This is a genomic window from Amycolatopsis orientalis (assembly GCF_000943515.2).
In the GTDB taxonomy this organism is placed as follows: domain Bacteria; phylum Actinomycetota; class Actinomycetes; order Mycobacteriales; family Pseudonocardiaceae; genus Amycolatopsis; species Amycolatopsis orientalis.
In genome coordinates, this window is record NZ_CP016174.1 from 1,516,050 (window position 1) to 1,536,224 (window position 20,175).

Annotated in this window: 12 protein-coding genes; all 12 read left to right on the top strand. The window is 70.9% G+C overall.

The window, feature by feature from the left end:
* Positions 1–2: 2 nt before the first annotated feature.
* From SD37_RS07305 to SD37_RS07360, 12 genes are read left to right on the top strand one after another with little or no spacing between them, the layout of a single operon-like run.
* Positions 3–680 carry a VOC family protein gene (locus tag SD37_RS07305; RefSeq protein WP_201788870.1) on the top strand — a complete coding sequence of 226 codons (678 nt, stop codon included), beginning with the start codon at positions 3–5 and terminating at the stop codon, positions 678–680.
* Between the two features lie 29 nt (positions 681–709).
* Positions 710–2,254, top strand: a complete 1,545-nt coding sequence (locus SD37_RS07310; RefSeq protein ID WP_044852404.1) for an ABC transporter substrate-binding protein — start codon at positions 710–712, stop codon at positions 2,252–2,254.
* On the top strand, positions 2,251–3,198 hold the full coding sequence (locus tag SD37_RS07315) for an ABC transporter permease (protein ID WP_236725287.1): 948 nt from the start codon (positions 2,251–2,253) through the stop codon (positions 3,196–3,198). Before SD37_RS07310 ends, SD37_RS07315 begins: the two co-directional genes overlap by 4 nt.
* Positions 3,195–3,956: an ABC transporter permease gene (locus tag SD37_RS07320; protein ID WP_044852405.1), complete on the top strand. Its 762-nt coding sequence runs from the start codon at positions 3,195–3,197 to the stop codon at positions 3,954–3,956. The genes SD37_RS07315 and SD37_RS07320 overlap by 4 nt, the downstream gene beginning before the upstream one ends.
* Positions 3,953–5,422, top strand: coding sequence for an ABC transporter ATP-binding protein (locus tag SD37_RS07325; RefSeq protein WP_052675001.1), 1,470 nt, complete (start codon positions 3,953–3,955; stop codon positions 5,420–5,422). The genes SD37_RS07320 and SD37_RS07325 overlap by 4 nt, the downstream gene beginning before the upstream one ends.
* Positions 5,419–10,734: a non-ribosomal peptide synthetase gene (locus SD37_RS07330; protein ID WP_044852406.1), complete on the top strand. Its 5,316-nt coding sequence runs from the start codon at positions 5,419–5,421 to the stop codon at positions 10,732–10,734. Before SD37_RS07325 ends, SD37_RS07330 begins: the two co-directional genes overlap by 4 nt.
* Positions 10,731–12,458 carry an ABC transporter ATP-binding protein gene (locus SD37_RS07335; protein WP_044852407.1) on the top strand — a complete coding sequence of 576 codons (1,728 nt, stop codon included), beginning with the start codon at positions 10,731–10,733 and terminating at the stop codon, positions 12,456–12,458. The genes SD37_RS07330 and SD37_RS07335 overlap by 4 nt, the downstream gene beginning before the upstream one ends.
* On the top strand, positions 12,455–14,191 hold the full coding sequence (locus SD37_RS07340; protein WP_065912759.1) for an ABC transporter ATP-binding protein: 1,737 nt from the start codon (positions 12,455–12,457) through the stop codon (positions 14,189–14,191). The genes SD37_RS07335 and SD37_RS07340 overlap by 4 nt, the downstream gene beginning before the upstream one ends.
* On the top strand, positions 14,188–15,180 hold the full coding sequence (locus tag SD37_RS07345; RefSeq protein WP_044852409.1) for a saccharopine dehydrogenase family protein: 993 nt from the start codon (positions 14,188–14,190) through the stop codon (positions 15,178–15,180). Before SD37_RS07340 ends, SD37_RS07345 begins: the two co-directional genes overlap by 4 nt.
* Positions 15,177–17,423, top strand: coding sequence for a class I SAM-dependent methyltransferase (locus tag SD37_RS07350; protein WP_052675002.1), 2,247 nt, complete (start codon positions 15,177–15,179; stop codon positions 17,421–17,423). Before SD37_RS07345 ends, SD37_RS07350 begins: the two co-directional genes overlap by 4 nt.
* Before the next feature lie 2 nt (positions 17,424–17,425).
* Entirely contained in the window at positions 17,426–19,009 is a 1,584-nt protein-coding gene (locus tag SD37_RS07355) for a (2,3-dihydroxybenzoyl)adenylate synthase (protein WP_044852410.1), read from the top strand.
* Positions 19,006–20,175, top strand: coding sequence for a cytochrome P450 (locus tag SD37_RS07360; RefSeq protein ID WP_044852411.1), 1,170 nt, complete (start codon positions 19,006–19,008; stop codon positions 20,173–20,175). Before SD37_RS07355 ends, SD37_RS07360 begins: the two co-directional genes overlap by 4 nt.

Genomic DNA, 20,175 nt, shown 5'->3' on the forward strand with positions numbered 1-20,175 from the left:
TGATGGCCCGCTGCAGTCATGTGCTGCTGAAGGTCGACGACCTGCATCAGGCCGTGCGCGACTTCCGTGAGCTGGGGTTCGTCGTCGACTACGCCAGCGCGGAGGACAAGGCCAAACACGCGCACATCTGGTTCGAGGACGGTCCGATCATCGAACTGCTGACCACGCCACCGGGAGCGCACCGGCTGAAGTGGCCGATCGAGTTCGCGTTCGGCCGCGGCGCCGGGGTGCGGATGACGCGCTGGGCCGTGGCGAACGAAGGATTCTGCGACGTCGCCGTGCTGATCGACGAGCCGGATCTCGCCGGTCCGGTGAAGTCGTTGCGGGCGGAGGGGATCCGGACGGGCCGGGTGGTGCGCTGGACCCGGACCAAACCGGACGGCGAGCGGACAAGGTTCCAGTTCGCCTACCCCCGCCAGGATCGATTGCCGTTCCTGGTGAGCCCCTACGACCCGCCGCAGCATCCGCCGGAGGTCGACCATCCGAACGGCGCGAAGGGCCTGCGCACCGTCGTGATCGACGTCGCCGCGACCGATCGCCCCGCCTTCGACCGGATCACCGGCGGCGATCCGGCGTTCGCCGTCACCACGGCGGCCACCACCCGGATCCGCGCGATCGAACTCGAAGGCCTGTCCGGTCCGCTCGATCCCGCTTTGCTGCACGGCGCCGAAATCCACTGAACCACCCCCGAGAACCCTGGAGTAGCACCATGTCCTTCACCCGCCGCGATCTGTTCCGGACCGCCGGAATCGCCGGTGCCGGTTTCCTGCTGGCCGCCTGTGGTACTTCGGCTCCGGTGTCCGCCCCGGTCGCCGGTGCCGGAACTTCGGCCGCCAGGCGTGGTGGAGTGCTGAGGGCCGTGTTCACCGGTGGCGGCGCCGGGGAGAGCCTCGACCCGTACGCGGGCGGATCACCGATCGACTTCGTGCGCCACGACGTCCTTTTCGACTCACTGTTCACTTTGGACAATGCCGAGGTCGTGCCCGGGCTCGCGCTGGCCGCGGAACCCGCGCCGGACGGCCGTTCGTTCGTGCTGCGCCTGCGCGAGGGCGTCCACTGGCACGACGGGTCGACGTTCACCGCGCAGGACGTCGCCTACAGCTTCCGCTACATGAACGCGCCGGAACGGGCATACCCGAGTCAGCTGGGGTCCTTTGTGGACTCGGCGGCGGTGCGGGTCCGGGATCCGCTGACCCTGGAGGTGTCCACCAAGCAGGCACTCGGCGATCCGGCGCTGTTCCTGGCCGCCTTCCCGGCGAAGATGGTCAAGGACGGTGCGACGTCGTTCACCGCGGCCACCGCCGTCGGCACCGGCGCCTACCGGGTGACGGCGTTCGAAGCCGGCCGGGAAGCCCGGCTCGCCAGGTTCGACGGCTATTGGGGCGGCGCCGCACCGGCGGACGAGCTGGTCCTGCTCAGCCTCACCGACCCGCAGGCCAAGGTGAACACCGTTCTTACCGGACAGTCCGACTTCGCCGGGGACATCCCCTTCACCACGGCCAAGACCGGGGTCGCCAACGCCGACCTCGAGATCCGGACCGCGGGCGAGAACAACCGCACCGCGTTCGGCTTCGTGCTCAACCCCGCGCTCAGGCCGTTCGACGATCCGCGCGTCCGCAAGGCCGTCCGGCTGGCGATCGACCGGCAGGCGCTGGTCGACACGATCCTGCTCGGCTACGGCTCGGTGGGCAACGACCTGCTCTGCGCGGGCGCGAAGTACTTCGCCGCCAAGGAACCGCTCGCCCGCGACCTCGACAAGGCACGCGGGCTCGTCCGCGAGGCCGGGGCCGAAAGCGCGGAAGTGACCATCCGGACCGCGGAGTACGAGATCGGCTACAACGCCTCCACCCAACTGCTCGCCGAGCAGCTGAAGGCCATCGGGCTCGTGGTGAAACCGCAGATCGTCGGCCCGGCCGAGTTCTTCCGGCCCGAGGCGGTGGCCGCCGCGCACGGCGTGTCGTTCTCCAGCGGCGCCGTCCCGCTCGCGGTGATGTACGGCAGGCTCACCGGGTTCCCGGGACTGGCGTTCCCGGACGAGCGGCTCAAGGCGGCGTTCGGCACCGCGATCGCCAGTACCGACGAGGGCGTCCGCGCCCGGGCGTGGGCCGAGGTCCAGGACGTGATGTTCGACCGCGGCAACACGATCGTCTGGGGCCAGGCGGATGTCCTGAGCCTCGCGCGCAAATCCGTCGCCGGGATCACCGTGCGGGATCAGGCCAAGTACCCGTATCTGGGCAAGGCGGGTTTGGCGTGACGGGTCTGGCCCGCAAACTCGTGACCCGGCTCGGCATGCTGGTGGCGTTGTCGATCCTGGTGTTCGCCGGGGTCGACCTGCTGCCCGGCGACCCGGTCACGAGCAGGCTCGGGATCTCCGCGACGCCGGAGCAGGCGGCCGCGTTGCGTGCCCGGCTCGGCCTCGACCGGCCGTTGCCGGTGCGCTACGCCGACTGGGTTTCCGGTCTGTTCGGCGGAAATCTCGGGACGTCGGTGAGCGGGCGTCCGGTGACGGAGCTGCTTTCGGACCGGGTCGGCAACTCGGCGTTGCTCGCCGGGCTGGCCGTCCTGCTGCTGGCCCCGCTCTCGCTGGGACTCGGGCTGTGGGCGGCCTGGCGCCGCGGCCGGGCCGTGGACAAGACGATCTCGGCGGGCTCGCTGCTGCTGGTGTCCGTGCCGGAGTTCGTCGTGGCGGGCGGGCTGGTGCTGCTGTTCGCGGTGACGTTGCGATGGTTCCCCGCGGTGTCGCTGCTGCCCGCCGGCGCGAGTCCGCTCGCGTATCCCGAGGTGCTCGTCCTGCCGGTGGCCAGCCTGGTGCTGGCCGGATCCGCCTACGCGGTCCGGGTCATCCGCGGCGCGGCGGCGCAAACACTTTCGGGACCGCAAGCGGAGTTCTTGCGGCTCAACGGGGTGCGTTGGCCGGTACTGGCACGACGGCTCGTCGTCCCGGCCGTGCTGCCGGTCGCGGTCCAGGTCTGGCTCGTCACCGGGGTCGCGCTCGTCGGCGGCGCGGTGCTGGTGGAGAAGGTGTTCGGCTATCCGGGGATCGGCGAGCTGCTCGTGTCCTCGGTGCAGACCGGGGACCTGCCGGTGGTGCAGGCCGTCGTACTCGTCCTGGGCGCGCTGATGCTGCTGGCGCTGCTGCTGGCCGATTTCGCCGTCGTCCTGCTGACCCCCCGCCTGCGGACGGGAGGCGCGCGATGATCCGCCGTACCCTCGTCGTGGCGGGGCTCCTGCTGCTCGCGATCGTCCTTTTAGGACCCGAGCTGGCGCCGCATTCCGCGACCGAGCCGGTGGCCCCGCCGTATTCGCCACCAGGGACCGGCGGGATCTTCGGCACCGACCACCTCGGCCGCGACGTCCTCTCCCGCGTGCTCCACGGTGGCAGGCCTCTCCTGCTGACGAGTCTCGTGTCCGCCTTCGCGGGCGCGGGTCTCGGCGCCGCGATCGGCCTGGTCACCGCGCTGGCGCGCCGCCGCTGGGTGGAACCGGTGCTCATGCGGCCGCTCGACACGCTCGCCGCCGTCCCGCCGATCCTGGTGTCGCTGCTCGTGCTGACCGCCGTGCCGAACCGCACCGGGCTGATCCTCGCGGTCGCCGTGGCGAGCATCCCGCTCTCCGCCCGGGTCGCGCGGGCGGCCGCCGAACAGGTCCGCGGCCGGGCGCACGTCGAAGCCGCGATCGCCAGGGGCGAGCGCTGGACCTGGCTGTTGGGGCGCGAAGTCCTGCCGCTGGTGGCCGGTCCGCTGGCCGCCGACCTCGGCGTCCGGTTCGTCACGGCGGTCTACCTGGTCGCGGCGGCGGGATTCCTCGGGCTCAGCACCTCGGACTCGGACTGGGGACTGCTCATCGTGGAGGCCTTGCCCGGCGCCGCGCTGCAACCGTGGGCGCTGCTCGTCCCGGTCGCCGGGATCGCGATCCTCGCAGTGGCCGCCAACCGGACCGCGGAGCGGCTGACATGAGCCTGGTGCGTATCTCCGGTCTTCGGTTGTCGGCCGGGGACCACGAAATCCTCGCCGGGGTCGACCTGACGATCGCCGAGGGCGAGGCCGTCGCGCTGGCCGGGCCGTCGGGCGCGGGGAAGACCTCGCTGGCGCTGGCGGTGCTCGGGCACCAGCGGCCCGGTGTCCGGCAGACCGCCGGAACGGTCGAGGTCACCGGCCCGGTCGGCTACCTGGGGCAGGACCCGGGTTCGCTGCTGAACCCCTACGCCCGGGTCGCCTCGATCCTGCGGACCGCCGCCGGCCGCCGGGTGCCGCGCGACTTCGCCGACACCCTGCTGGACCGGGTCGCGCTGCCCGCGAGCCTCGCGCGCCGGTACCCGCACCAGCTCTCGGGCGGGCAGCAGCAACGGGTCGCGCTCGCCGTCGCGCTGGCGCGCTCGCCGCGGCTGCTGGTGCTGGACGAGCCGACGACGGCACTGGATCTCCTGGCCAAGGCGGAGGTGCTCGCCGAGATCCGGCGGCTGCGAGAGGACGGCGTCGCGCTGCTGTGGATCACGCACGACCTGGCCACCGTCCGTGATCAGGTGGACCGGGTCGTGATGCTCGACGGGGGCCGGGTTTCCGGTCCCGAGACTGCTATGAAAGGTCCTTTCCTTGCAAAATTTGCAAGGAAAGGACCTTTCATGGCGCGCGCGGGCGCCCAAACCGAGGTCATGAGGGCCGAAAAGCTCACCGCAGGATATCGCGGAACCCCGGTCCTGTCCGAAGTCGACCTCAGTATCAGCCCGGGTGAGTGCCTCGCCGTCCTCGGTGTCTCCGGCGCGGGCAAGAGCACCCTCGCCCGCTGCCTCGCCGGGCTCCACCGCCCCACTTCGGGAACCGTCACGCTCCACGACGACCCGCTCGCACCCGACGTCCGCGACCGCGAAAAGCACCAGAAAGCCGCGATCGCCCTAGTGGCCCAGAATCCGGCGGAAGCCCTGCATCCGCGCCAGACCGTCCGCACCGCGCTCACCCGCCCGATGCGGTTGCTGCGCGGCGTCAAGTCCCGTGCGGAGCAGGACGCCAGGGTCGCCGAACTGCTCCAAGCGGTCGGTCTCGACTCCACAATGGACAGAAGGCTGCCGGGAGAACTGTCCGGAGGGCAAAGGCAGCGCGTCGCGCTGGCGCGGGCGCTCGCCGCGGAACCGGAAGTCCTCATCTGCGACGAGGTCACCTCCGCGCTCGACACCGAAACCCAGGCGGAAGTCATCAGCCTGCTGAACGGACTCCGCGCGGAACTGGGCCTGGCGGTCGTCCTGATCACCCACGACGCCGCCGTCGCGGTGTCCACATCGGACCGATTGCTGGTACTGCACGCGGGCCGGTCCGTCCTCACCGCGCCGACCGCCGAACTGGCCGGGGCGGGCGCCGACCCGGACCGCGTCATCGCCCGCCTGCTGAGCGACCCGTCCCGAACCGAACAAGGAGCTTCGCTGGTATGACCGAGCAGATCATCGACGAGCTGCGCGCACTGGGCGTCCGGTTGTGGGCCGAGGCCGGGCAGCTGAGGTTCCGCGCTCCCCGCGGCGTCCTGACCGACGCGCACAAGGCGACCCTCAAAGCGAACAAGGCGACGATCCTCGCCCTCCTCCGAACCGACGAGCAGGCCATCAGCCACGACGCGGAGGCCCGCCACGAGCCGTTCCCGCTCACCGACGTCCAGACCGCGTACCTCCTGGGCAGGCAGGATCCCTTCGGGTACGGCGGAGTCGCGTGTCACGGCTACCTCGAAGTCGCCTACCCCGGTCTGGAGCCCGAGCGGGTCGAGGAGGCGTGGAACATCCTCGTCGCCCGCCACGACATGCTCAGGGCGGTCGTCGAGCCGGACGGCTACCAGCATGTCCTGCCCGAGGTGCCGCGCTTCCGCGTCGGCCGGTCGGAGGATCCGGCCGCCGTTCGCGCGGAACTGGGGCACCGCGTCCACGAGACCACGCGCTGGCCGCTGTTCGACCTGCACGTCACCCCCGGCACGCTGCACATCTCCATGGACTCGCTGATCGCGGACTGGGCGAGCGCCGGGATCCTCCTCGGGGAACTCGAGACGCTCCTCGCCGACCCTCACGCGGAGCTGCCGCCGCTCGACATCACCTTCCGCGACCACCTGCTGGCCGAACGGGCTCTGCGGGACACCGACCGGTACCGCCGCGATCGCGAGTACTGGCAGGCACGCGTCGACGAGCTGCCGGCCGCGCCCGAACTCCCGAGGAAACCGGGGGAGAGCACCGGTCCGGTGCGGTTCGAACGACGGCACACCCGGCTCGACGCCCCGACTTGGACGGCGTTGTGCGAGCGGGCGAAACAATACGGTCTCACGCCGTCGAACGTCGTCCTCGCCGCCTACGCCGACGTGCTCCGCCGCTGGTCCCGGCGGCCCCGGTTCGGGCTCAACCTGACGCTGCTCAACCGGCGGCCGACGCATCCGCAGGTCGACAAGCTCGTCGGCGACTTCACCTCCGTGACCCTTCTCGCGGTCGAAAACCAGGCAGGGCAACCCTTCCACGAACGCGCCCGCGGGCTCGCCGAGCGGTTGTTCACCGATCTGGACCACCGGCTGTTCTCCGGCGTCGAGGTGGTGCGGGAGATCGCCCGCCGCCGCGGCCGCGAAGCCGCGCTGATGCCGGTCGTGTTCACCAGCGGGATCGGCCTCGGTTCGGGTGACCGGCCCACCGGGTACGGCATCACCCAGACCCCGCAGGTGTTCCTCGACTGCCAGGTGACCGACGACGCCGGCGGTCTCGCGATCAGCTGGGACGTCCGGCGGGGGATCTTCCCGGACGGCCTGATCGACGACATGTTCGCCGCGTTCGAAACCCACCTGCTCGGCCTGGCCGCGTCCGGTGACGCCTGGGAAGGCACCGGCCCGGTTCCGCTGCCGGAGTGGCAGGCCGCCGAACGCGCCGCGGTGAACGACACGGCCGCGCCGCTGCCGGAAACGTCGCTGCACGAAGAGTTCTTCGCCCGCGCCGCGCGGGAGCCCGAGGCGATCGCGGTCACCGGACCCGCCGGGACCCTGACCTACGGCGAACTCGCGCGCCGGGCCGGCGCGGTCGCGGAAGCCCTGCGTGGCAAGGAACTGGACCGCGTCGCCGTCGTGATGGACAAGGGGCCCGAGCAGGTCGCCGCGGTACTCGGCATCCTGCTCGCGGGCGGCGCGTACCTGCCGGTGGACACCACACAACCCGCGCTGCGCCGGGAAAAAGTCCTCGCCCTGGCCGGGGTCCGGGTGGTGCTCAGCCAATCCTGGGTCGGGCGGCCGGACGGCGTCGAGGTCATCGACGTCGACACGCTCGAACCCGCCGACGAGATTCCCGGTGTGAAGCCGGGCGATCCGGACGCGCTGGCGTACGTGATCTACACGTCCGGTTCGACCGGTGAGCCCAAGGGCGTGATGATCACGCACCGCGCGGCACGGAACACCATCGAGGACATCACCCGCCGGTTCGGCGTCACCGACGGGGACCGCGTGCTCGGGCTCGCGCAGCTCGGGTTCGACCTGTCGGTGTACGACATCTTCGGCACGCTCTCGGCCGGGGCGGCCCTCGTCCTACCGGACGCGGGACGGCCGGGCGACCCGTCCCATTGGGCGCGGCTGGTGGCGGACCACGGCGTCACGGTGTGGAACTCGGTGCCCGCCCAGCTCCAGATGCTGGCGAACTACCTCGAATCCGAGCCGCTGGCGATTCCGAGTCTGCGCCTGGCGCTGCTCTCGGGGGACTGGATCCCGGTGACGCTGCCCGCGCAGTTCGCGAAGCTGGCGAACGCCGGTCTGGTCAGCCTCGGCGGGGCCACCGAAGCGGCGATCTGGTCGATCTTCCATCCCATCGAAGAAGTCGATCCGGAGTGGGTGAGCATCCCGTACGGGAAGCCGCTGACCAATCAGGGCTTCCGTATCCTCGACGAGTCCTATCACGACTGTCCGGTGTGGACTCCCGGTGAGCTGTACATCATCGGTGCGGGTCTCGCCCTCGGGTACTTCGGCGATGAGGACTTGACCGCGTCGAGGTTCGTCACGCACGACGGGACCAGGCTCTACCGCACCGGTGACCTCGGCCGCTACCTGCCCGGTGGCGAGATCGAGTTCCTGGGCCGCGAAGACGATCAGGTCAAGCTGAGAGGCCACCGCATCGAACTCGGCGAGGTCGAGTCCGCGCTGCTGGCTCATGAGGACGTCGGCGCGGCCGCGGTCGTGCTGACCGGTGATCGGCACGGTGAACGCGCGCTGCTCGGTTTCGCCGAGCCCGCACGGAAGTCCGAAAAGGATGGAGTTCCGCCACGGCTGGCCGAAACCGTGCGCAAGTTCGCCGACCGCCAGGTCGCCGGGATCGGTGAAGACCAGGTCGCCGAGCATGTCGGCGATCTGCATGAGGCCGCGTTGCTGTCCATGCTCACCGCGTTGACCGAGCGCGGCGCGTTCGAGACACCGCAGGACGCGGACGGCGTCCTGGAGACGGCGAGGATCCACGAACAGCACCACTGGCTGGTCCGCCGCTGGCTCGTTCTCCTCACCGCCGCGGGGAAACTCGGCTTCGACGGCCACTACACCTGCCTCGCCGACGCCACTCCCGAATTGGTCGCCGAGGCATGGCGGCGGGTCGAACGGGGACTGGCGACGCCCGAGTTCGTGCGCTACCACGAACTCCACGTCGAGCACATCCACGCCCTGCTGGACGGCGACCAGAACCCGTTCGAGCTGCTGTTCCCCGAGGGACGGCTGGACACCGCGCGGGCGATCTACCGCGACGACACCATCACCCGCTATCTCAACCACGGCGCCGCCGCGCTGCTGAACCGGATCGCGGCGGCGAGCGACCGGCCGCTGCGGGTGCTGGAAGCGGGCGCGGGCACCGGGGCGACGACGTCGGCGGTCCTGCCGATGCTCGAAGGCTTCGACGTCGACTACCTCTTCACCGACCTCACGCCGTTCTTCCTCACTCCCGCCCGCGAGGAGTTCCCGCGCGCCCGGTTCGGCCTGTTCGACCTCGACCAGGAATTCCGGGCGCAGGGGTACGCGCCGAACTCGTTCGACGTCGTCCTCTGCGCGGGCGTCCTGAACAGCACCCGCGATCCGGCGGCCGCCATCGCCGCGGCGACCGAACTCCTGGCACCCGGTGGTTGGCTCGTGTTCACCGAACCGACCGAGGAACACCCGCACATCCTGCTGACCCAGGGCTTCATGATGGAACCCGGCGGTGGCGATCACCGCACCGGCGCGACCCCGCTTCTGTCCACAGAGGACTGGTTGAGTCTGGTCGACGCCGACGTCGTCCTCCCCGGCGACGGACATCCGCAGGCCGCGCAGGGGATGCGGCTGTTCGCGACTCGCGTCAAGACCGATCGGTGCCACGTCACCGCCGGCGACCTCACCGCGTTCCTCGCCGAACGGCTCCCCGCGCATATGGTCCCCGCACACGTCCAGGTCGTCGACGAACTGCCGCTTACCGGCAACGGGAAGGTCGACCGCAAAACCCTCGCGGGCTGGCGGCCGGTCCTCCCCGACGACGACCTCGCCGCCGAGGACGGCCCGCCGGACGAACTGGAAGGCAGGCTCACCGCGTTGTGGGCGGGGGCGCTCGGCCTGCCGAGGATCGGCCGTGACGACAACTTCTACGACCGCGGCGCCGATTCCCTCGTGCTCGCCAGGGTCGCCGGGCGGTTGCGCGAGGAGATCCCGGAGGCCGGGCCCTTCACCTACGACACGCTGCTGCGGCAGATGCTCAACGAGCCGACGGTGTCCGCGCTGGCCAGGGCCCTGCGTGCACAACCGTTGTCCACACCTGTGGATGACTCCGACAGGTCGGGCAACGCGCTCCTGATTCCGTTCGGTGGCGGGGAAGAGGGCCCGGCGCGGGTGCTCTTCCACGCGGCGCTCGGCACCCTGGACTACTTCCAGTCGCTCGGGAAGGCGCTGGCGGCACAGGAACTCGGGCCGGTGATCGGCGTGGCCGTCGCCGATCAGGAGGCCTACTGCGAGATCGACCCGAAACGGCTGATCGGCCGGGTGGCCGACGACTACGCCGACCGGCTGCTCGCAGCCGGGCGCACGCGGTTCCAGCTGATCGGCTACTGCCTGGGCGGGCTGCTGGCCACCGAGGTCGCCCGGCGGTTGCTGGAACGCGGGGTGCCGGTCGACGACCTGACCCTCGTCGACAGCATCCCGATGTTCCTCGAAACCGGGGAAGAGCTGGCGTTCGAGGCGATCTTCGTCCCGAACCTCAACCTCGATCCGGTCGCCGCCGTCTTCGGGTCCGATGTGGACAGTGCCGACGTGTACCGGGCGATCGAGAAGCTCATGACCGACCACGACCGGAACGTCCCCGCCGGGGCGATGGGCGCGCTCACCGGCGACCCCGGACTGGAGGCCGTCGCGGCGGCCGTCCGGCGGCGGCACGAACTGGACCAGGAGACCCGGCTGGCGCAATACGCCGAAGCGGCTTCGAAACAGGCCGGGATCCCGGTCGACCCCGAACTGGTCCCGGCGCTGTTCCGCGTCTGCCGTCACAGCATGCGCGCGGCCAGGTACGACCCCGAGCCGTACGTCGGCGACATGACCTTCCTGCGGGCGACCGAACAGCAGTCGTTCGGCGTCACCGCCGGGGTCGGGCACCTCGCGGCGCCGTTCTGGGAGCAGACCTGCCTTGGCGAATTCACCGTGATCGACGTCCCCGGCAACCATTTCAGCGTCATCGAACCGCCGAACGTCGACGTCGTCGTCGCCCATCTCGGCGCCGCCATCACCTCGGGAGTGACCGCATGACCCCGTTGAAGGAACTGCGGCGACCCGTCGCCGGGCTGACCCGGCTCGGCATGTTCGTCGGCGCGATCGGGTCGCTGACGACGCTCGTCCCGTTCGCCGGGCTCGCCGAACTCGGGCGCGTGCTGCTGGAGGACGGCCCACCGGACGGCGGGCGGCTCACCACCGTCGCGCTCGTCGTCGTGGCCGCGCTGATCGTGGGGTCACTGCTGAACGGGTTCGCCCTGTGGCTGACCCATATCGCCGACGCGCGGTTGCAGGCGCTCCTGCGCCGCCGGATGGTGGACCGGCTCGGCGCGGTGCCGCTCGGCTGGTACACCGACGTCACCTCCGGGCAGGTGCGCAAGGCCGCGCAGGACGACGTCGAGGAGCTGCACCATCTGGTGGCGCACCACGACGTCGAGATGACCGGCGCGATCGTGCTGCCGCTCGGCGGGATCGCCTACCTGTGCTGGCTGGACTGGCGGCTCGCGCTGCTCGCGATCGTCACGTTGCCCGTCTACCTGTTCGCCTACGCCTCGATGATGCGCGGGTTCGCCGACAAGATGCGCGAACTCGACTCGGGTTTCGCGAAGGTGAGCGCGGCGATCGTCGAGTTCGTGCACGGCATCACCGTGGTCAAGGCGTTCGGTCAGGCGGGGCGTGCCCACCGCGGCTACCGGCAGGCCGTCGTCGACTACGGCGAGCGGTACGCCGGTTGGGTTCGACCGATCCTCAGGCTCGAAGCGCTGACGTCGCTGGCTCTCTCGGCGCCGGTGATCGCCTTGGTGAGCCTGGCCGGCGGGACCTGGTTCGTCGCACAGGGCTGGGTGAGCCCGGTCGACGTCCTCGCCGAAGTGCTGGTCGCGATGATCATCCCGTCCACCCTGCTCACCCTCAACAACGGCTTCACGGCGCAGCGCAAGGCGGTGGCGGCCGCCGAACGGATCGGCGCGCTGCTGGACACGCCGGTGCTGCCGATCGTGGACGAACCCGAAGAACCCCGGGGACATCTGGTCGAGTTCGACCGGGTCTCGTTCGGGTACAACGAAGGCGAGACCGTGCTGGCGGACGTCAGCCTCGTCTGCCGTCCCGGCACGGTGACCGCGCTCGTCGGCAGTTCGGGCGCGGGGAAGTCGACGCTCGCGAAGCTGGTACCGCGGTTCTACGACGTCACCGGCGGCGCGGTCCGGCTCGGCGGAGTCGACGTCCGGCGGATCGCGCCGGAAGTGCTGTACCGCAAGGTCGGCTTCGTCCTGCAGGATGTCCAACTGCTGCACGGCACCGTCGCCGACAACCTGCGTCTCGGCCGTCCACAAGCGACGGACGCCGAGGTCGAAGCCGCCGCGGAGGCCGCGCGGATCCACGATCGGATCCTCGCGCTGCCCCGGGGGTACGACTCGGTGATCGGTGAGGACGCGGTGTTCTCGGGCGGCGAGGCACAGCGGATCTCGATCGCCCGGGCGCTGCTCGCCGACACCCCGGTGCTCGTCCTCGACGAGGCGACCGCCTACGCCGACGCGGAATCCGAGGCGCGGATCCAGCAGGCGCTGTCCACGCTCGCGCGCGGCCGCACGGTACTGGTGATCGCGCATCGGCTGGCCACCATCGCCGGAGCCGACCGGATCGCGGTCCTCGACCGCGGGGTGGTCGCCGAATCCGGGACCCACGAAGAACTACTGGCCGCCGACGGCCGCTACGCCCGGATGTGGCACGCGCACGCCGGTGCCGAGGAGGGCGTCCGATGATCAAGGATCTGCTGGCGATCATGGGGCCGGAACACCGCCGCGCGATCCGCGGCTATTTCGCCTGGCTGGCCGCGTACGCCGTGTTGCAGGGACTCGCGATGGCTTCGCTCGTCCCGGTACTGCAAGCACTGCTGAGCGGTTCGCCCGGTGACGCGTGGAGCAGGCTGCTGGTGACGGCGGTGATCGTCGTCCTCGCCTGCGTCGCGCATTACCGGCAGGCGATGAAGGGGTTCGCGCTGTCACTGGTCACGCTGACCAGCCTGCACCCCCGGCTCGGCGACCATGTCGCGAGCCTGCCGCTGGGCTGGTTCTCGTCGGAGAAGGTCGGCAGGCTTTCCCGCAGCGCCACCGGCGGCACGCTGATGGTCACCAGCGTCACCGCGCATCTGCTCACCCCGGTCGCCACCGGGACCATCACGCCGGCGACCGTCGCGATCACGATGTTCTTCTTCGACTGGCGCCTCGCCGTGGCCACCGTCCTGTGCGCGCCGGTGCTGTACCTCGTACACCGCTGGGCGGCGACGTCGGTCGGCCGGTCCGAGGAGCGGACCGACGCGGCGAGCACGGTGGCCAGCAGCCGGGTCGTGGAGTTCGCCCGCACCCAGCAGGCGTTGCGCGCGTTCGGCCGGACGACCGACGGCTACCCGCCGCTCGACGACGCCATCGAAAAGCAGCGCAAGGCGTGGGGCGGGATGCTCCGCACGACGGCGCCCCGCCTGCTCGCCAGCGGCCTCGCCGCGCAACTGGCGTTCGCCGCGCTGATCGCGGTCGGGGTGTCGCTCGCGGCGGGCGGGTCCATCGATCCGGTGGTGCTGGTGGCGTTGCTCGCGCTCGCGGCGCGGTTCACCGGCCCGCTCGGCGAACTCGCCGGGCAGAGCGGGATGCTGCGCATGGCGGCCAACGATCTGCGGCGGCTTGCCGCGATCTTCGACGAGAAACCGCTGGTGGAACCGGCGGAGTCCCGGCCGGGCGCGGTGCCGGGCGAGGTCGCACTGCACGGGGTGACCTTCGGCTACCGGCCGGGCGAACCGGTGTTGCGCGACGTCTCACTGCGGATCCCGCCGGGCACGATGACCGCGATCGTCGGTGCCTCCGGTTCGGGCAAGACCACGATCACGCGACTGGTCATGCGGTTCTTCGACGTCGACGACGGGGTGGTCTCGGTCGGCGGCGCGGACGTCCGCGATCTGTCCACTGTGGATCTCATGGCGCAGCTGTCCGTGGTGATGCAGGACGTCTACCTCTTCGACGACACCCTGGAGGCGAACATCCGGCTCGGCAGGCCGGACGCCTCCGACGAGGACGTACGGGAGGCGGCGAGGCTGGCCGGGGTCGACGAGATCGTCGACCGGTTGCCGGGCGGCTGGCAGAGCAAGGTCGGCGAGGGCGGCACGTCGTTGTCCGGCGGTGAGCGCCAGCGCGTCTCGATCGCCAGGGCGCTGCTCAAGAACGCGCCGATCGTGCTGCTCGACGAGGCGACCGCGGCGCTCGACCCGGAGAACGAGCGGTACGTCCAGAACGCGCTGCGCTCTCTGAAGGACACCTCGACGTTGCTGGTCATCGCGCACAAGCTGCCCACGGTGATGGCGGCCGACCAGATCCTCGTGCTCGACGGCGGGGAGATCGCCGAATCGGGGACACACGAAGACCTCCTCGCCGCGGGCGGCCGGTACACGAGCTTCTGGCAGGAACGCCGGGAAGCGCGGGGCTGGCGTCTGGTGGGTGGCGCGTGATCGGCGTACTGGGCGCGACCGGCGACGTCGGCCGCCACGCGGTGGGGTTCCTGGAGCGGCTCGGGATCGGCCCGGTGCGCGCGGCCGGATCCGCCGTCGCGGACTTCCGGGACCCGGCCTCGCTGGACCGGTTCGCCTCCGGCTGCGAGGTGCTGGTGAACTGCGCCGGACCCGCGCACGCCATCGGTGACCGGGTCGCCGAGGCGGCCCGCCGGGCCGGGGCGCATTACGTCGACGCGTCCGGTGACGAACCGGTCGACGTCCATAGTGGACGGACGGCGCTGCTGTCGGCCGGTCTGCAACCCGGGCTCACCGCGGTGCTGCCCCGCTGGCTGGCCCGCGACGCCGAAGTCCACGGCCTCAAGGTCTGGCTCGGTGTCTCGGATCTGTTCAGCCGCTCGGCCGCCGAGGACTACCTGCACGCGGCCGCCGCCGGTCACGGCGAGGCGCTGGCGGCCTGGCGCGGCGAACGGCGCTCGCGGGCGCTGACCCGCGAAACCGGGGTCACGCTGCCGTTCTTCCCGGAGCCGGTGACCCTGTTGCCGTACTTCACCCCGGAGGCCGAACGGCTCGCGCGGGCACTGCGCGTCGCCGAGGGTGACTGGTACACGGTGCTGGCCGGCGACCACGTCGGCCGTGCCTTCGACCGGGTCCACGGGATCGGCCGGGAGGAGGCGGTGGCGGACCTGTGCCGGGCGAGTCGTCTCGACCTCGCCGACCGGGCGCCACGCGTGGTGCTGATCGCCGAAGCCGACGGCCGCACCGCCGTGCTCCGCGCGAAGGGGAACGGTGTGGTGACCGGTGCCGTCGTCGCGCTGGCCGTATCTGCGGTCGAACGTGACGAACTCCCGCCCGGCTCCTACTTCGCGGGCGACGTCCTCCGGCCACAGTCCCTTGTGGACGGCTTGGCCGGACTGGGTGCCGTCGACGTCGGCGTCTTCGACCACCCGCTGAGCCGTCTCGTGCTGGAAGAGGAGGGCGCGCTGTGAACGGCGAAGACATCCCGAAGGCGTTGCGGGTGATCGAAGAGATCAGCCTGCGCGCGATGGCCGCGGCCCTGTCCGCGGGTGTTCCGGCGCCCCGGCACGAGTGGCTGGCCGAACGCTGGCGCGCGGCGTTGTCGGCCGAAGACACGTCGCCCGACGCCGCCGAGCCCGGTCCCGAATTCGAGGAAGCCTATGCGGCACTGGGCTTTCCGCCCGCGATGGCCGCGGTCCACCGGGTGACGCTGAGCAGGCTGGCGGATCTGCTGGCCGACCGGGTGACGTTGTTCGACCTGTTCGACGCCGCGGAGCTGGCCGCCTACCAGGACAACGTGTTCACCCGGTATCTCAACGCGGCCGCCGCGCACGTGCTCAGCGGCGCCCGTGACGTCCTCGAGCTCGGCGGCGGCGAAGGGCTCGCCACCGCGACGATCCTTCCGGCGGTGGAAGGGAAGTACCTGTTCACCGACGTGTCGCGCGGGTTCACCGTCGCCGCGGCCGAGCGGTACCGGCATCGGCCGGGATTCGCCACGGCGGTACACGACATGGACCGCGACTTCGGCGATCAGGGGGTCACGGCCGCGTCCGCGGTGTTCGCGGGGAACGCGTTGCACAACGCGGCGCATCTCGGCCGGACACTGCGCCGGATCCGCGGCCTGCTCGAACCCGGCGCCAGGCTGGTGTTCACCGAGTCCAGTCACGAGAACCACGCCCTCCTGACGTCCATGGCCTTCCTGCTGTCCGCTCCGGCCGGGAAGCCCCGGCCCGGCACGGCCGATCGCCGCGCGGGCGCGCCGTTCCTCGACGAACCCGGCTGGCGGGCCGAACTCGCGGCGGCCGGGTTCACCCTGGACTCGGTCCTGCCCGAACCGGATTCCCCGCTCGCCGTCGCGGGGCAACGCCTGTTCTCCGCCGTGGCCACCGACGAGATCCCAGTCGGCTGGAGTTCCGCGAAGGTCCTCGCGCATCTCGAACGGACCGGCGCCGAGCACGCCGTCTTGTCCGCGGCCACGCTTCGGGAGCTGCCGGATCATCCGGCCGCGCTGCTCGCGGATCTGCCGCGCCTGCGCCGGATCGAGAGCACCGGATGGCTCACCGACGCGGAAGCCGACGCCGTGCGGGACACGTTCGGGGTCGAGGTCGTGCGGCATACGGCCCCCGAAACGCGGCTCGACGTCGCCGCGGCCGGTGCCGCCGCGGACCGGGCTCTGGCGCAGGTCGACCTCGCCGCCGCCGTCCGGGCGGTCGAAGATTTCGGGCACACGGCGCTGTTGTCGATGCTCAACGTGCTCCGCCCGGTTCTGGGCAGGCCGGAGGAAGAGATCCTCGCCATCACTCCCGGCCATCGGCGGTTGCTCAAACGCTGGCTCGACGTCCTGAAGGCCGAGGGCCTGCTGACCGAGGATCATCAGCCGGTGCCGAATCCGGCCGAGTACTCGGACGAGGCACTGGAGGGAGCGTGGCGTAGGGCTCGGCAGGCGTGGCTCGACACCGTCGGCTCGGCGGGCACCGTCGACTACGCCATGGCCAACGCGCGGAAACTGCCCGAGCTGCTGGCCGGTCGCGAGCAGGCGGTCAACCTGCTGTTCCCCCAGGGCCGGACCGACCTCGCCGCGGCGCTCTACCGCGAGAACGTGACCGGCCGCTATCAGCACCACGCGGTCAGCGCGCTGGCCGCCGGGATCACGGCCGGACGGCGGGCGCGGATCCTCGAGGTCGGCGCGGGCACCGGTGCCACCACCGAACACGTGCTCCCGGCGCTGGACGACGTCGAGTACCTGTACACCGACGTCTCGGCGTACTTCCTGGACCAGGCGCGAGAGCGGCTGAAGGAGGACCGCCGCGTCCACTTCGGACGGTTCGACATCGACGTCCCGATCGCGGACCAGGGCTTCTCGCCGGAGTCGTTCGACCTCGTCATCGGCGGTGGAGTGCTCAACGCCGCCCAGGACACCGACGCGTCCGTCGCCCGGTTGACGGAGCTTCTCGTGCCCGGCGGCTGGCTGCTGCTCACCGAACCGACCGTCGAAGAGTTCTGGATCCTGACCTCGCAGGCGTTCCTCATGGCCGACGCCGCCGACGACCGGGCGGAGGACCGCGCCAGCTTCCTGACGCTGCCGCAGTGGAACGCCGTCCTCGACCGCGCCGGACTCCTCCGCGCGGACGGCCTGCCCGCCACCGGACATCCGCTCGAACCACTGGGCCACCGCGTGTTCGCCGCACGCAAACCGCCCCGGAAGGAAGACTGACCATGGAAGGTTTCACCGGCTGGCCGCCCGAGTTCGCCGATCGCTACCGCGCCAAGGGGTACTGGCAGGGGCGCACGCTCGGCTCGATCCTCACCGACGGCGCCGCGAAGTGGCCGGACCGCGTCGCGCTCGTCGACGGCGATCGTAAGTGGACTTATCGACAATTGGCCGACTGGGCTGGTCAAGTCGCCGCCGGACTCCACGTCAGGGGGATCGGCCGGGGTGACCGGGTCCTGGTCCACCTGCCGAATCTCGCCGAGTTCGTGGCGCTGGTCTTCGGTCTGTTCCGGGTCGGGGCCGTCCCCGTGCTCGCCCTGCCACCGCACCGGGAAAACGAGATCATCCACCTGGCCGCACTCGCCGAGGCCGTCGCCTATGTCGCGCCGGACGTCCACGGCGGCTTCGATCACCGCCCGCTCGCCCGGAAGCTGACCGGGGTCGAGCACGTGGTCATCGTCGGGGAGCCGCAGGAGTTCACGGGGTTCCAGGACCTGGCCGCGGAGACCACTGTGGACATTCCGGAAGCGGAACCCGGTGATGTCGCGGTCCTCCTGCTGTCCGGCGGGACCACCGGACTGCCGAAGCTGATCCCGCGCACCCACGACGACTATCACTACAACCTGCGTGCCAGCGCGGAAGCGGCCGGATTCGACGGCGAGACCCGCTATCTCGCCGCACTGCCCGCCGCGCACAACTTCGCCTTCGCCTGCCCCGGTGTGCTCGGCACGCTTTGGGCGGGCGGCACGGTCACGCTCACCACGTCGGCCGATCCGGAGACGACGTTCGGCCTGATCGAACGCGAGCGGATCACCGCCACCGCGCTCGTCCCGCCGCTGGTCCTGGTCTGGCTGGACGCGGCCCAGGAGACCGGCACCGATCTGAGCAGCCTGCGACTGGTGCAGGCGGGCGGCGCGCGCCTCAAGGACGAGGCCGCGCGCCGGGTCCGGCCTGGTCTGGGCTGTGCCCTCCAGCAGGTGTACGGGATGGCCGAGGGGCTGCTCAATTACACCGGTCTCGACGATCCCGACGAACTGGTCACCGGCACGCAGGGGCGTCCGCTCAGCCCGGACGACGAGGTCCGCGTGGTCGACCGGGCCGGGAAACCCGTCGCCGACGGCGAGGTCGGGGAGCTGCTGGTCCGGGGCCCGTACACGATCCGCGGCTACTACCGGGCCGCCGAGCACAACAAGAAGGCGTTCACCGAGGACGGTTTCTATCGCTCCGGCGATCTCGTCCGGCGGCTTCCCGGCGGGGAACTGGTCGTCGAAGGACGCGACAAGGACGTGATCAACCGCGGTGGCGACAAGGTCCCGGTCGAAGAGGTCGAGAACCTGCTGCTGACCCATCCCGGCGTGCACGACGTCGCGATCGTCGGCTTCCCCGACGAGGTGATGGGCGAGCGCACCTGCGCCTTCGTGATCCCCAAGGGCACACCGCCGACCAGGCGCGATCTCGTAGCGCATCTGACCGGTCTCGGCGTGGCCGCGTTCAAGATCCCCGACAAGCTCCGCGTCGTGGAGTCCTTCCCCCGCACCGGCCTCGGCAAAGTCGATCGCGGCGCACTCGGACAGGAGGTCCGCTCATGACGGCGTTCGACTATCCCTTCAATTCCTTCACCGGGCTCGAACTCGCGGACGGCTATGCCGAAGCCCGCGAGCGTCCGGGCCTGACCAGGGTGCGGCTGCCGTTCGGTGAACCCGCCTGGCTGGTGACGCGGTACGAAGAGGCCAAGCAGGTCCTCGCCGACCGTCGCTTCAGCCGCGCGGAGGCGCACCGGCGGGACGCGCCGCGTGCGCTGTCGCGGATCCCCGGCGGGATCGTGACCATGGACCCGCCGGAACTTACGAGGATCCGCGGGCTGGCGGTGAAGACCTTCACCCCGCAGCGGGTCGAACGGCTGCGGCCGCACGTCCGGCGGCTGGCGAACGAGTTGATCGACCTGATGGAGGACGTCGGCGCACCCGCGGATCTGGTCAAGGACTTCTCCCTGCCCATCCCGATTTCGGTGATCTGCGAACTGCTCGGGGTGCCGGCACGGGATCACGAACGGTTCCGGCTGTGGAACGACGCCCTGCTCGCCACCGATCTCCCGCCTGAGGAGGTGCAGCGCAAACTCGGTGAGCTGGCAGGCTACTTCACACAGCTGATCGTGAAGCGCCGGGAGGAACCGGCCGAAGACCTGATCTCGGCGCTGGTGGAGGCGTGTGACGCCGACGACGAACTGTCCGAAAAGGACCTGATGTTGTTGTGCATCGCCTTGCTCGTCGCCGGGTACGAGGCGACGGCGTCGCAGATCCCGAACTTCCTCCATGTACTGCTGCGGAATCCGGATCAGCTCGCCCGGTTGCGTGCCGAACCGGAGCTGGTCCCGGACGCGGTGGAGGAACTGCTCAGGTTCGTCCCGCTGGCGTCGAGCGCCATGTTCGCGCACTACCCGTCCGAAGACGTTCAGGTCGGGGAAACGTTGGTACGCCAGGGAGAGCCGGTGCTGGTGTCGATCGGCTCGGCCAACCGTGACGCCGCGCGCTTCGAGCAGGGGGAAGTGCTCGACCTGAGCCGGAACGCCCAAGGGCATCTGGCCTTCGGGTACGGGATCCACCACTGCGTCGGCGCGCCGCTCGGCCGTGTCGAGCTGCAGGAAGCGGTGCGGGCACTGGTGACCCGGTTGCCGGGACTCCGGCAGGCCGGCGAGATCGAGTGGAAGACCGCGACCTTCTTCCGCGGCCCCCTGAGCATGCCCGTCACCTGGTGA